Source organism: Nocardia yunnanensis, from assembly GCF_003626895.1.
GTDB lineage: Bacteria > Actinomycetota > Actinomycetes > Mycobacteriales > Mycobacteriaceae > Nocardia > Nocardia yunnanensis.
In genome coordinates this window covers 1,152,163-1,166,092 of sequence record NZ_CP032568.1, presented here as the reverse complement: position 1 = coordinate 1,166,092, position 13,930 = coordinate 1,152,163, and the positions used below count along the sequence as shown (strand labels likewise).

The 13,930-nt window shown below is 69.6% G+C and carries 11 protein-coding genes; 6 read left to right on the top strand and 5 right to left on the bottom strand.

Translation table 11 applies throughout. The annotated features are described in order from the left end of the window. Positions 1–6 precede the first annotated feature (6 nt). The 5 genes from D7D52_RS05495 to D7D52_RS39810 form a co-directional block, all read right to left on the bottom strand. Complete coding sequence (locus D7D52_RS05495) at positions 7–1,548, bottom strand: carboxyl transferase domain-containing protein (protein WP_120735338.1); 1,542 nt, start codon at positions 1,546–1,548, stop codon at positions 7–9. A 185-nt stretch (positions 1,549–1,733) separates the two neighbouring features. Further along, the gene (locus D7D52_RS05490) at positions 1,734–2,336 is read right to left on the bottom strand and encodes a GTP-binding protein (RefSeq protein ID WP_174391578.1); all 603 of its coding nucleotides are present in this window, start codon (positions 2,334–2,336) and stop codon (positions 1,734–1,736) included. Beyond that, positions 2,317–2,691 carry a DUF742 domain-containing protein gene (locus D7D52_RS05485; RefSeq protein ID WP_067531005.1) on the bottom strand — a complete coding sequence of 125 codons (375 nt, stop codon included), beginning with the start codon at positions 2,689–2,691 and terminating at the stop codon, positions 2,317–2,319. The genes D7D52_RS05490 and D7D52_RS05485 overlap by 20 nt, the downstream gene beginning before the upstream one ends. 7 nt (positions 2,692–2,698) lie before the next feature. Continuing rightward, positions 2,699–3,112 carry a roadblock/LC7 domain-containing protein gene (locus tag D7D52_RS05480; protein WP_029930951.1) on the bottom strand — a complete coding sequence of 138 codons (414 nt, stop codon included), beginning with the start codon at positions 3,110–3,112 and terminating at the stop codon, positions 2,699–2,701. After that, complete coding sequence (locus tag D7D52_RS39810; protein ID WP_120735337.1) at positions 3,109–7,122, bottom strand: HAMP domain-containing sensor histidine kinase; 4,014 nt, start codon at positions 7,120–7,122, stop codon at positions 3,109–3,111. Before D7D52_RS39810 ends, D7D52_RS05480 begins: the two co-directional genes overlap by 4 nt. 339 nt (positions 7,123–7,461) lie before the next feature. On the opposite strand from D7D52_RS39810, the gene D7D52_RS05470 reads away from it, so the two are divergent. The 6 genes from D7D52_RS05470 (at position 7,462) to D7D52_RS05445 (ending at position 13,904) form a co-directional block, all read left to right on the top strand. Beyond that, the gene (locus tag D7D52_RS05470) at positions 7,462–9,522 is read left to right on the top strand and encodes an AMP-binding protein (protein WP_120735336.1); all 2,061 of its coding nucleotides are present in this window, start codon (positions 7,462–7,464) and stop codon (positions 9,520–9,522) included. Positions 9,523–9,633: 111 nt separating this feature from the next. Next, positions 9,634–10,020, top strand: coding sequence for a hemophore-related protein (locus D7D52_RS05465; RefSeq protein WP_120735335.1), 387 nt, complete (start codon positions 9,634–9,636; stop codon positions 10,018–10,020). 156 nt (positions 10,021–10,176) lie between these two features. Next, a complete protein-coding gene (locus tag D7D52_RS05460; RefSeq protein ID WP_120735334.1) occupies positions 10,177–10,875 on the top strand; it encodes a response regulator transcription factor in 699 nt (232 codons plus the stop codon). Further along, on the top strand, positions 10,872–12,281 hold the full coding sequence (locus D7D52_RS05455; RefSeq protein WP_120735333.1) for a sensor histidine kinase: 1,410 nt from the start codon (positions 10,872–10,874) through the stop codon (positions 12,279–12,281). Before D7D52_RS05460 ends, D7D52_RS05455 begins: the two co-directional genes overlap by 4 nt. Before the next feature lie 29 nt (positions 12,282–12,310). Continuing rightward, a complete protein-coding gene (locus D7D52_RS05450) occupies positions 12,311–13,468 on the top strand; it encodes a YhgE/Pip domain-containing protein (RefSeq protein ID WP_120743831.1) in 1,158 nt (385 codons plus the stop codon). Between the two features lie 151 nt (positions 13,469–13,619). Next, positions 13,620–13,904, top strand: a complete 285-nt coding sequence (locus tag D7D52_RS05445) for a hypothetical protein (protein WP_120735332.1) — start codon at positions 13,620–13,622, stop codon at positions 13,902–13,904. The last annotated feature ends 26 nt before the right edge of the window (positions 13,905–13,930 follow it).

Sequence of the window (13,930 nt, the reverse complement as noted above, 5' to 3'; positions counted from 1 at the left end):
GCACGGTCAGCGTGGCAAACCCAGGCGGCGGTAACGGCGATGACGCCGGCTCGCCAGTTCCGCCGGGGGCACGGCGGTGAGCGCGGCCAGTTCCTCGGCGATCGCGCCGACCATGCGCAGCGCGAAATCCACCGGTTCCTCGGCGGCGTCGGGGTATTCGTGCACGATGCGGTCGACGATGCCGTCGGCCTCCAGGTCCATCGCCCGAATGCGCTGCGCCGCCGCCACTCTCGGGGCATGCCAGGTGTCGCGGTACACGATGGCGCTGGCGCCCTCCGGCGGCAGCGGGGCCAGCCAGCCGTTGGCGGCCGCCAGCACCCGGTCCGCGGGCAGCAGCGCCAGCGCGCCGCCACCGCTGCCCTGCCCGAGCAGCACCGAGATCGTCGGGGTGTCCAGGGTGACGAGATCGGCCAGGCAGCGGGCGATTTCGGGCGCCAGCCCGCGCTCCTCGGCCTCGCGCGACAGCGCCGCGCCCGCCGTGTCGATCACCAGCACCAGCGGCACCCGCAGCTCGGCGGCCAGGTGCATGCTGCGGCGGGCCTCCCGCAGGGCGGCCGGGCCCATGGTGTGCTCGGGCGACTGCCCGGCGCGATCGTGGCCGAAGACCACGCACGGCTGACCCCGGAAGCGGGCCAGCGCGTGCACGACCGTGCGATCCAGCTCGCCTTGTCCGGTGCCCGACAACGGAACTCGGTCGGTGACGTGACGCAGCAGTTCGCGAATGCCGGGGCGGTCGCCGCGGCGCGAGATCAGCACCGTCTGCCAGGCGTGCACCTCCGCGGTGTCGAGCACCGCGAGACCGCCGCGCTCCTGCGGGCCCGCCAGGAACGAGCCGCGACCGGGCGGCGTTGCGTCACCGCCCTTTTCGGGCAGCGGGGTGGGGCCGTCGCAGAGCACCACCAGTGAGCGATGCGCGATGCGGCGGAAGACGCCCGGCGGCACGACGCCGTCGAGAACGCCGCTGCGATAAAGATTTTCGGCCGTCTGCACGCCCTCGGGGAATTTCTTCCCGTACAGCGCCTTGTAGACGCGGGGCCCCAGAAACCCGACCAGTGCGCCCGGTTCGGCGAATGTCGTGTGCCCCAACGATCCCCACGATGCGAACACCCCGCCCATCGTCGGATCGCGCAGATACACCAGATACGGGTGCCCGGCCGCCTTGTGCGCCGCGATGGCCCCCGCGACCTTCACCATCTGCACGAAAGCGACTGTGCCCTCCTGCATTCGGGTGCCGCCGGAGGTCGGTGAGGCGAGCAGCGGCAGACCCAGCTCGGTCGCGCGCTCGACCGCGGTCACGATGCGCTCGGCCGCGGCGACGCCGATCGATCCGGCGAGAAACGCGAATTCGCAGGCGATCACGGCGACCCGCCGTCCGCGCAGCAACCCCTCCCCGGTGAGCACCGCCTCATCGGCACCCGCCGTTGCCGCAGCGGTCAGCAACTCCTGTCGATACTCGGCCGATGCCGCCACCGCGACCGGTGGCAGATCCCAGCTCGCGAAGGAACCGGGATCGAGCAACGCGTCGAGCAACTCCCGCGCTGTGCCCATTTGCCCTCCGCTTCGCTCCGGGCGGGTTCGCGGCGCTGGAGGTCTCGTTCTTCCCTCCCTCCGCTCCTCCGCTTCGCTCCCCCGCTCCGCTCAGTCCAGAACGAGACGCGCCGCGAACCAGAGGGTGAGTCTGGGCGAGCATATCGGTAGTCGGCGTCGCTACCACCGACGCCGATCACCGCGTGTCAGTAACCTTGGACGACCTTGCGCAGGGCGTACTCGGTGACCGCGACCAGGGCCTGCTTCACCGGTTCCCGGCGGCGGGCGTCGATCGAGAGGATCGGCACGTCCGCGGGCACCGCCAGGGCCTGGCGAATGTCCTCGACCGGATACCGTGGCGCATCGTCGAACTCGTTGATGGCCACCAGGAAGGGTAGGTTCCGCGCCTCGAAGTAGTCGACGGCGGCGAAACTGTCCTCCAACCGGCGGGTGTCGACCAGGACCACCGCGCCGATGGCGCCCTTGATCAGGTCGTCCCACATGAACCAGAAGCGGTACTGGCCGGGCGTACCGAACAGATACAGCACCAGGTCGTCGGCCAGGCTGATGCGGCCGAAGTCCATGGCCACCGTCGTGGTGGCCTTCGACGGGACACCCGTCAGGGAGTCCACTCCCACACTGGCATTGGTCACCAACGCCTCGGTGCGCAGCGGAACGATCTCCGACACGGCACCGACCAGGGTGGTCTTGCCGACACCGAAACCACCGGCCACGACGATCTTGGCCGACGTGGGCTTACTGGTGCGCGTGTCGACCTGTGTCGTCGAATCAAATACGCCGGAGTCCACTGAGAACCCTTTCGATCAGCTCGCGACGTTCATCGTCGCTGGAATCGTCTTTCAATGTCGCCGATACCCGCACGTGACCGGCTTCGATGAGGTCGGCGACCAGTACCCGCGCCACCCCGATCGGGATGCCAAGGCGCGCAGCTACTTCGGCAACCGACGGCGATTCTCTGCACAACTCCACGATTGACGTCTCGATGTTGGTGAGTTCGAACTGCCGCTCGAGGGCGACCGGATGCGATGCGACGAGCGCCTCCAAGGCGAGCTCCACCTTCGGCCGGGTGCGACCGGCCGTCAGTGAATAGGGGCGAACCAGGCTCGGTTCGGCGCTCCCAACGCGTTCGTTGTCTATGTCCATCCCGCCATCAGGAACCCATCGTGACGCGAGGTGTGGCCTGAACTGTCTGGCCCACCCGCTCGACCAACAACGCCATCTCGTAGCCCACCTGACCGATGTCGCACGACGTATTCGTCAGGACCGCCAGGTACGAGCCATCGCCGACCGCCATGAGCAGCAGGTAGCCGTGTTCCATCTCGACCACCGACTGCAACACGGTGCCGCCCTCGAACAAGTTCGACACACCCACCGAGAGGCTCGCGAGCCCCGCGGTCACCGCGGACAGCTGTTCGGCACGGTCCACGGGCAGCTGCGCACTCGCGGCCATCAGCAGGCCGTCAGCGGATACCAGGACCGCATGCGCAACGCCGGGAACCTCATTGGCGAAATTCGAAACCAGCCAATCCAGCTGACGCTTCGTACCACCTAGATCGGGGTTCATCGGTCTCCTTTATCTCCGGTTAGGTTCATAGCTTTCATCGCGCGGCCATCCCGGACGCCCTGCTGGTGACGACTCAGACTTGACCTGATGGATTCTGGGTCGCGATGGGCCGGCTTGTCAGCGTTTCCGTTCACACCGCCGGGCACAAGCCGGTTACCTGGATCGCGTTGCGGCAGACCCGCGGCCGTGCGCTTGTCCGCCTGGCTCTCGATCGCGCGCCGGGCCGCCTGCCAGCCTTCATCGCCCGGTGATTCGAAGGAAGCGGCCACTTGGGACCGGTCGGCATTCGGATCCGACAGCCACGCCGACATCATCTCCGCGAAGATCGGCGTGCCGCCCATGATGGGGTCGACGCCCTCGTCCGCCGGCTTGAGCCGGGTCTGGAAGAAGGAGGCCGCCTTGGTCGGGTTGGAGCGGAAGCTGTGGCGTCCGGGCTCCTTGACAGCATCGGCCTCGGGGGAACCGTTGCGGGGCAGGCCGACTCCCGGAATCGGGGACGGACGCTGCGGCAGCACCGCACCCGGATCGCGCTGCGGGAGGGCGTTCGTGCCGCGCTGCGGCAGCGGGCCGCCCAGCGGATCCGCTCCGCCTCTCCGCGCTTGCTGGGGCAGCGGATCCGACAGCGGGTCCGGCTTGGCGCCACGTTGGGGCAGGCCGGAATCACGTTGCGGCAGACCACTACCCGCATCGCGTTGCGGCAGGCCGGAATCACGCTGGGGCAGGGCACTACCCGCATCGCGCTGCGGCAGACCACCGGCGGGTCCACGCTGAGGCAGACCCCCGGCCAGCGGGTCCGCTCCGCCTCCCCGCGCTTGCTGCGTCAGACCGCCCGACAACGGATCGGCACCCGGCGCGTTGCGCTGAGGTAGGCCGGAATCGCGCTGGGGCAAGCCGGAATCACGCTGCGGCAGGCCACCGGCCGCCGCACCACGTTGCGGCAGACCGCCGTCGCGCGGCGGGATGGAGTCGCGGCGCTGCAGGCCCGGCTTCTCCGAATCCTGCTGTGCGGCGGCGCCGTTGGGCGCGTCCTGCGGCGCGGGGCCGCGTTGCGGCAGGCCACCCGGGCCCGCTGCGCCGCCACGCGGCAGCTGCGAGGGAGCGCCATTGGCGCCCGGCTGACGAGTCGGCAGGCCGCCCGGGGCGGCGTCACGCTGGTGCAGACCACCGGCGGCCGAATCCCGCTGCGGCAGACCGCCGGCCGGCGGCTCGCGGCGGGTCGCGCCGGAATCCACTCCGCCCGGACGCTGCGGGGCGCCATTGGTGCCCGCATCTCGCTGAGCCGCTCCACCTCCCAGCGCTTGACCGCCCGGGCCGGGACGCTGCGGCTGGCCCAGGCCGGGCTCGCGGCCCGGTGCGCCATTGGCGCCCGGCTGACGGGTCGGCAGGCCGCCGGCGCCCGGCTCGCGCGGCGGTACCCCGCCACCGGCCGAATCCCGTTGCGGCAGGCCGACGGAAGGATTGCGCTGCGGCATCGCACCGGTCTGACCCGGCTGCGGCGAACCCCCCTGTCCCGGACCGCGCGGTGCGGGTCCCGGCTCCCCCGGTGCGCCCGGCCGCGGCGGCGTGCCGCCCGGAGCGCCCTGACGCTTGAGCATATTGGCGGCGAGGCCGCCGCGCGGCGCCGACGGGCCTTCGCCCGGACCGCGCTGCGCCGGAGCGCCGCCCAGTCCTAGGTTCGCGCCCGGCTGGCCCGCGGGCGCGGCCGGACCGTGCGCGCCCGGATCTCGCTGGGGTAGGCCGCCGGGTCTCGCCCCGCCGGGGGCGGACACGGTGTGCTTGACGGTGGGGCCGTTCACGCCGGGCTGACGCACCGGCAGACCGCCGGGCATCTGGGTGCCCGGCTGGCGGGTGGGCAGACCGGTCGACGCGCTCGCCGCGGCCGGCGCCGGAGCACCGGGAGCCGGGGCGGCCGGGGCCGCGCCGGGGGCCGAGCCCGCCGGAATCGGCCCGCTCACACCGGGATCCACGGTGACCATGACATTGCCGGTCGCCGTGCGGGTGACCGCGCGCATCTGCATGGACGACGGCGCACCGGCCTGATTGCCCGCGCCCTGCGGCGCACCGGCCGGGGCCGGCTGCGGACGCTGCGGCGCGTCCTGCGGCTGCGGCGGCACCGAGATGGCCCCGCCCGCCGCCACGATCAGCGGCTTGGGCACGTGCACGGTGACGGTCACGCCCGGATCCCGGGCGGTGTCGAAGGTGGGGCGCAGACGCACGGTCAGGCCGTGGCGCTCGGCCAGCCGGCCGACGACGAACAGACCCATGTGGCGCGCGGTGTCCGGGCCGACCTCGGCCACGGCCTCCAATCGCCGGTTGATCTCGGCCATTTCGGCCGGGGGCATACCGATGCCGCGGTCGGCGACCTCGATCAGCAGACCCTGATCGTGGGCCTGGGCGAAGGTGAACTTGACGTCGGTCTCCGGCGGAGAGGCGCGCAGCGCGTTGTCCAGGAGCTCGGCGAACAGGTGCGCCAGGTCGGAGGCGGCGGGCTCGACCAGCGAACCACGCGGTGTCGCACCCAGTTTGACGCGTTCGTAGTCCTCCACCTCGGAGATGGCGGCGCGCAGCACGTCGGCGATCTCGACCGGCGCGGACTTGGTCCGGCGCTGCTTGGTGCCGGCCAGAATCAGCAGGTTGTCGCCGTTTCGCCGCATGCGCGCGGCGAGGTGGTCGAGGCGGAAGAGGTTCTCGAGCAGGCGCGGGTCCTTCTCGTCGTACTCCATCGCCTCGATGAGCGAGAGCTGATGGTCGACAAGAGACTTGGAGCGCCGGGCCAGGGTCTCGAACATGTCGTTGACCTGGGTACGCATGGCGGCCTGATCGGCGGCCAGGCGCAGCGCCTGCCCGTGGATGTCGTCGACGGCGCGGGCGAGCTGACCGATCTCCTCGTCGGTGTGCACCGGCATCGGTTCCAGCGGAACGTCTTCGGGGTCCGCACCCTCGCGCAGCGCGGAAACCTCCTGGCCGAGGTCGTATTCGGCGACGCGCAGGGCGGCCAGGCGCAGGCGGCGCAGCGGCACGATCATCGCGCGCGCGATCAGCACGGCCAGCGCCATGGCGCCGAGGATGGTGGCGATGACGATGATCGAGTAGCGGATGGCGTCCGAGCGCGCGGTGGAGGCCAGATCGTCGACTCGGTTGACGATGTCCTTGGTCGAGTTGGTGGCGATGGTCTGATAGCTGTTGATGCTCGCGACCAGCGAGTCCTTCAACTCCGCGACCGGCAGCTGACCGGCCTGCGCCTGCGGGCCGTTGACCAGCTGCACGCGGGTGTCGGCGCCGCGCTGCAGGTCGGCGATGATCGCATCGCCGTCCGGGAAGCGGTGCGCGAGCACGGCCAGCATCTGCCGCTCGGTATTGACGCCGATCTGGATGTCCTTGAGGCCATCCTTCGGGTTGTTGCGTAGCGCCTCGGCCATGCCGGCGACCTCGTTGAACAGCATCCAGCGCGAGTTCAGCGAGTCGACCAGGCGCAGCTTGGACTGGTCCACGGTCTTGTCGGCGATGGTGGAGACGATGTTCTCCACGGTGCGCACGCTGTTGCCGCGAATGCTCTCGACCTGGGCCACGGTGTCGGGAATCGACTTCGAGGGGGCGAGGCCCTGCGACCGGATCGCCTTGGCGCGCACGATCATCTCGTCCAGCGCCGAGCGGGCGCTGGGAATGTCACTCAATCGCGCGGCGGCCTTCTCGGCGAAGGAGATCGCGGTGTCCAGCTGCGCGAGTTCGGGGTCGGAGGTCAGCGACTGGGTGGGGCCCAGCATGACCATCTGACCGCCCGCGACCTGCGCGGCATCCGCGGACAGGCCGGTGATCGCCGGGATCACCCCGACGTGGTCGGTCGCCGTCGAGAGCCGGCTCGAATCGGCGAACTCCGCCGAGATCCTGGACGCTCCCAGCACAACGGCAACCAACAGCGGCACGGCGAGCACCGCCGTGACCTTCCATCGCAGGTCCCAGTTGCTCAGCGCCCAGCGCTTATTGCTGCCGGACCTAGCGGCGTCACGCATCTCCCACTCACTTTCCAAACTGGCCCCAGCCACGCGCCATCAGCGAGCCTCCGCGATCGCACGCTTGGCCCGTCAGACAGAGCTGACCGAGAACGGCGGCTGGCCGAGAAATTGCGTCCATGACGGCCGAAATATGTGACATGCGATTCTAACGGATCAATAACTTCTTGTGTGACCTCTTGGCAACCACCGGTCCCTGACCAGCCGTTTGCAGGCAAAATCAAAGGTCGCGGCGTCCGCCCGGACGTCGCGTGAAGTCTGCCACAATCAGGTCGATCTATCGAGGCGGGCATCTCAGCGCACCTCGAGGACACAAGGCGGAACTAGGGAGTCACCGGGTTGAACGCGAAGCAGGAGTACCGACCGGCTTATCAGTTGAGCCTGGTCGACCCCTCGGAGTTCTGGCGTACCGCGGCCGAATCCATCAGCTGGGATGTGTCTCCCACCCAGATTCTCGATACCGCGGCCCGTCCGACGGCGCGCTGGTTTCCCGACGCTCGCCTCAACACCTCCTACAACGCGCTGGATCGGCATGTGCGCGAGATCACAACTCCCGAAGGCACTTCCGGCGATCAGGAGGGCGGCCGCGCCGAACAACCGGCCCTAATATACGACTCGGCTATGACCGGGTCCAGGCGGATCTACACATATCGGGAGCTGCTCGACGAAGTCGCCCGATTTGCCGGATCCATGGTGCGACTGGGCGTCAAGACCGGTGATCGCGTCGTCATCTATATGCCGATGATCCCGGAAGCGGTGATCGCCATGCTGGCCTGCGCCCGCATCGGCGCGGTGCACTCGGTGGTCTTCGGCGGCTTCGCCGCGCACGAACTCGCGGCCCGCATCGACGACGCCGAACCTGTGCTGATCATCACAGCATCCGGCGGGCTGGAACCCGGCCGCCGGGTCGAATACCCGCCGATCGTGCTGGCCGCCCTCGACCTCGCGCAGACCACCGCGCCGCGCACGGTGCTGGTCAAGCAGCGAGAAGGCTTCCCCACCATTCGTTTTCCCGCCGAGCAGGCCGCCACCGAACATCTGCCCGCCTCCTCGGAGAGCGTGGTCGCGCGCTGGCTCGATTGGGACGAGGCGCAGGTCGGAGCCGAACCGGCCGAACCGGTTTCGCTGGCGGCCACCGATCCGCTCTACATCCTCTACACCTCCGGAACCACGGGGAAGCCCAAGGGCGTGGTCCGCGACAACGGCGGTCACGCGGTCGCGCTGGCCTGGTCCATGCGCAACATCTACGAGGTCGCGCCCGGGCAGACCATGCTCACCACCTCCGATATCGGCTGGGTGGTGGGCCATTCCTATATCGTCTACGCCCCGCTGCTGGTGGGCGCGACCACGATCCTCTACGAGGGCAAGCCGATCGGGACGCCCGACGCGGGCACCTTCTGGCGGCTGGTGGACGAGTACAAGGTGGACGTGATGTTCACCGCACCCACCGCGCTGCGGGCCATTCGCCGCGCCGACCCGGACGCGGCGCTGGCGCACCGGCACGATCTGTCCTCGCTGCGGGCGCTGTTCTGCGCGGGCGAACGGCTGGATCCCGCCACCTACGAATGGTCGGTGGAGACGCTGCTGGCCGAGCATCCCGACTGCCCGGTGGTGGATCACTGGTGGCAGACCGAGACCGGCTGGCCGATCTGCGCGAATCCGCTCGGACTGCAACGGCTTCCGATCAAGGCCGGTTCGGCCTCGGTGCCGGTGCCCGGCTACCGGCTGCGGGTGCTGGACTCCGAGGGCAACGCGGTCGCGCCCAATACCGAGGGCAACATCGTGATCGGGCTGCCGCTGCCGCCCGGCACCCTCACCACGCTGTGGCGGGACGACGCCCGCTACGAACGCTCCTATCTCTCCGCCTATCCGGGCCACTACCTGACCGGCGACTCCGGCTATTTCGACGAGGACGGCTACCTCTACGTCCTGGGCCGCAGCGACGACGTCATCAATATGGCCGGGCATCGGCTCTCGGCGGGCGGCATCGAGGCGGCGATCGCGGGGCATCCGCTGGTGGCCGAGACCGCCGTGGTCGGCATTCCGGACGAGCTGAAGGGCCAGCGGCCCATCGGCTACGTCGTGCTCAAGGCCGGGGTGGACATCGAGGCCGAGCGGTTGCGGGCGGAGGTCATCGAGCGGGTCCGCGACCGGGTCGGGGCCATCGCCACCCTCTACGACGTGGTCGCGGTGACCGCGCTGCCCAAGACCCGCTCGGGAAAGATCCTGCGCCGCACCATGCGTCAGATCGCGGCGGGCGACTCCTACGAGGTGCCGCCCACCATCGACGACGCCGCCATGCTGCCCACCCTGGAGAAGCAGATCCGCGACGCGGTCACCCTCATGGAGGACAAGGAGCGCATCGCCGCCGCCGACGCCGAGGCCGACGCGACCAGCTGAACCAACCTCAGAGTCTTTTCAGAGTTCGTTCATCGGCCTCCTAGCCCGGTGTTCTACCGTCGGGCGGGCGTGGGTCGAGGGGATCCGCGCACACCCCTCGAAAGGTCGAACATGCGTTTCGCTCGTAATCGCCGGACCGGTGTCGTTCTCGGAGCCGGTGCGGTGGCCGCCGTCGCTCTCGCCCTCGCGCCCGCCACCGCGTCCGCGTCGCCCACGGATCTGGTTGCCCCGCTGCTCAATTCGACGTGCAGCTTCGCCCAGGTGGACGCCGCCCTGCACGACAAGGCCCCCGCGCTGGCCCAGTTCCTGGACCAGAACCCGGACACCAAGGCCGAACTGAAGGCCAAGTTCGATCAGAGCCCGGCCCAGCGCCAGGCCGAACTGGACCAGTACCTGAAGGACAACCCGGACGCCGCCAACCAGGCCGCCAGCGACCCGCGCGCCGGCGGCATCGCCGCCGCGATCCAGCAGGTCGCGGACTCCTGCCACAACTACTGATCGCCGTGCCGCGATACTGGGAGTGCAAACCAACCTGGTTCGCGGCCCGTCTCGTTCTGGACTGAGCGGAGCGGGGGAGCGAAGCGGAGGAGCGGAGGGAGGGAAGAACGAGACCTCCAGGGCCGCGAACCCGCCCGGAGCGCAGCGGAGGGCAAATTGGACACAGTACCCACCGTCCTGGTTGTCGACGACGACGAGGACGTCCTCGCTTCGGTAGAGCGCGGGCTCCGGCTGTCAGGGTTTCGGGTGGTCATCGCCCGGGACGGGGCGGCGGCGCTGCGCAGCGTCAACGAGTCCGCCCCCGACGCGGTGGTGCTGGATATGAACATGCCCGTGCTGGACGGCGCGGGTGTGGTCACCGCCTTGCGGGCGATGGGCAACGAGGTGCCGATCTGCGTGCTGTCGGCGCGCAGTTCGGTGGACGACCGCATCGCGGGGCTGGAGTCGGGGGCCGACGACTATCTGGTGAAGCCGTTCGTGCTCGCCGAACTCGTGGCCCGCATCAAGGCGCTGCTGCGGCGGCGCAGCGATGTGCCCGCCTCCACCATTCCGGGCGCGATCACGGTGGGGCCCCTGGAGGTCGATGTGGCCGGCTATCGAGCCCTGCTCGACGGCACCGAAATCGAGCTCACCAAAAGGGAATTCGAGCTGCTGTCCACGCTGGCCCGCAGCGCCGGGGTGGTGCTGAGTCGCGAGCGGCTGCTGGAGTTGGTGTGGGGCTACGATTTCGCCGCCGACACCAATGTGGTGGACGTCTTCGTCGGATACTTGCGCCGCAAGCTCGAGACCGAGGGCACCCCGCGCCTGCTGCACACCATTCGCGGCGTGGGATTCGTGCTGCGCGCGCCCAAATGACCTGGCGCACACGGCTTTCCGGCCGCCCGGCACCCGGTCGGCGCCGGTACTCCTACACGCTGCGGGTGCGCGTCGCCGCCGCGGCCGCGCTGGGCGCGACCATCATCGTGACGATCCTGAGCTGGATCACCATCTACGCGATCGGCCGCAGCAATATGGCGCAGGCCGATCAGCAGCTGTCGATGGTGTCGCGGCTGGTGCTCATCCAGCCGGTCTTCGCCGTCACCGTGGTCGACATCCTCGCGCCCCACAAGGAGATGGCGGTGACCGTGCGCAATGCGGACGGCTCGCTGGCCAGCACGGGGGTGCAGCTGCCGCCGCTGCCGGTCGGCAATGCCACCGTGAACGTCGACGGCAACACCTACCGGGTGCTCACCACCACCGAGGCGCAACCGGCGGGACGGGTGGTGTCCCTGGGCATTCCGACCAATCAGACCGAGAAGACCATTCACGAGCAGCGCCGCTGGGTGTATCTGGCGGCGGTGCTGGCGGTGACCGCCTCGGCCGGTCTGGGCTGGCTGCTGGGCGGGCGCGCGGTGCGGCCCATCGTGAAACTCACCCGCGCCCTCGACGAGCGCGGCCCCGACGGCGACCCGGGAACGCCGCTGGCGGTGGCCGGTTCGGGCGTGAAGGAGGCCGACAAGCTCGCCGAGGCGGTCAACACCCTGCTGGAGCGGGTGGACCGCGCCCAGGGCGAGACCGCCGCCGCCCTCGAGACCGCCCGCGACTTCGCGGCCGTCTCCGCGCACGAACTGCGCACCCCGCTCACCGCCATGCGCACCGACCTCGAGGTGCTCAGCACCCTCGACCTGAGCGAGGAGCAGCGCCGCGAGATCCTCAGCGACCTGCAACGCGGGCAGAACCGGGTGGAGACCACCCTGGCCGCGCTGGAACGGCTGGCCGCGGGCGATCTCACCAATGCCCGCGATCACGTCCTGACCGATGTGGCCGAACTCTGCGACGCCGCCGCGCACGACGCCATGCGGCATTTCCCGCAGTTGAAGGTGCACATCGACACCGACGCCGAACTGGTGACCCGGGGCCTCCCCACCGGGCTGCGGCTGGCGGTGGACAACGCGCTCAAGAATTCGGCCCGGCACGGCGGGGCCACCGAAGCGGTCGTGTCCGCACACCGCTATCCGAACGGTTTCATCGTGATCGCGGTCGACGACAATGGCCGCGGCCTGCCGGTCGAGGAGCGCGAGGCGGTGTTCGAGCGGTTCGTGCGCGGCAGCCAGGCCGCCAAGGGCGGGTCCGGGCTGGGACTGGCGCTGGTCGCGCAGCAGGCCCAATTGCACGGCGGCCGAGCCTATTTCGAGGACAGCGGGCTGGGCGGCGCGCGGCTGGTGCTGGAACTGCCGGATCGGCCGGTCTTTACCGAACTCTCAGACCAGCTTCAGAGGTAGCGGCAGACACGACCTCTACGGTCGTGCTGGTGTTCGGAAAACGCACCCGCTGGGTCCTGATCGTCCTGCTGCTCGCCGCCGCGGTCACCGCGGGCACCCTCAGCGTGCTGCGCCTGCGCTCGGCGCCCACCGCGGTCGCGCTCATCAACGGTGACAGCGGTCCGCTGGGCGCGCGCATCGCGAAGGAGTTGCAGGGCAGCACGAATCGGCACTGGGACGTGGTGGACGACGCGAGCACCAAGGATTACGCCGCCATCGTCACCCTGCCCACCGATCTCACCGCCGACGTCACCTCGCTGGCCACCGCCAAGCCGGTCAAGGCGCAGGTGACCGTGACCACCGCGGACCGCGCCGACGCCAACCTGGTCAACGACGCGGTCAACGAGGTGACCAAGAAGATCAGCGCCGCGGGTCTGGACACCATGTTCTCGACCATGAACACCGCGCGGCTGCAGGTCTCGCAGATCGCCTCGACCTCGCAGTTGCTGAGCGCGGGCGTGCAGGCCGCCGCCGACGGGGCCGCGCAGTTCTCCGGCGGGGCCGATCAGATGACGGCCTTCCTGCAGCAGGCGAAAGCCGGTGCGGGACAGCTGACCTCGGGCATCGACGCGCTCAACGGCACGCTCTCGGCGGCCACCACGCAGGCGAATCAGCTTGCGACGGCGCTGGATTCGACCGGGGTGACCATGGGGCAGGTCGGCCAGTCGGCGAGCGTGCTGGCGGGCGGGCTGAATCTGGTGGTGCCGATCCTGCAGTCGCTGCCGTTCGCGAAGGATCCGCAGCTGGCCAGTGTCATCACCCAGCTGCAGGGCTTGCAGACCGTGGCGAATCAGGCGGATGCCCAGTTGAGCGGTTTCGCCAATCTGACGGGCACGCAAGTCACCCCGGACACGAAGGTGGGGCAGTTGTTGCGCGATGCGGCCGGTCGGCTCACGGACGCCAGCGCGCAGTTGAATCAGGGCGCGTCGCTGGCGCAGCAGATTCCGGCCATCGCCGATCAGGCGGGCACCCAGCTGGTGGCGGCCATGCAGGCGCTGACCGGCGGCGTCTCCCAGTTGCAGGCGGTCACGAAAACCCTAGGCAATCAGACGAATCAGGCACTCGGTTCACTCCCCCAGCTCGGAGTTCCGCAGCAAGTGACCATTTCGGCAGCCCTGTCCGACCCCGTGGACATCGTTCGCAAATAACGTTCGCAAATATTCAGCAACAGTTCGGCGGTGCACCGGGTTACACTGTGCCCGAATTGCTCTAATCGACCCGTTTCGGAAGCTCGTCCGCTCTATCCGCTCCCTGGCTTCACCCAGCGCACCGGTACCGGAGAGGAAACGACTCGTGAGCATGCTGATGGCCGCGCACGACATGTACGGCACGGTTCTCGCTCAAATGGGCAATCCCACCGCGGAGACCCCGCCCATGGCCGACAAGATGATGAAGATGTTCCGCTACTTCACCTGGTTCATCCAGATGTCCGGCATCGCGGCGATCACCTACGGCGGCGGGCGCTTCGCCTGGGAGAAGTGGGGCGGCGGCTCGGCCTCGCCGAAGATGGTCGCCAACGCCATGCTGGGCGGCGCGACCGCCACCAGCGCCGGAACCATCATGAATGCCGTCGTAGGTTCGTGATTCGGGAGACAATGCGGGGGCAATAC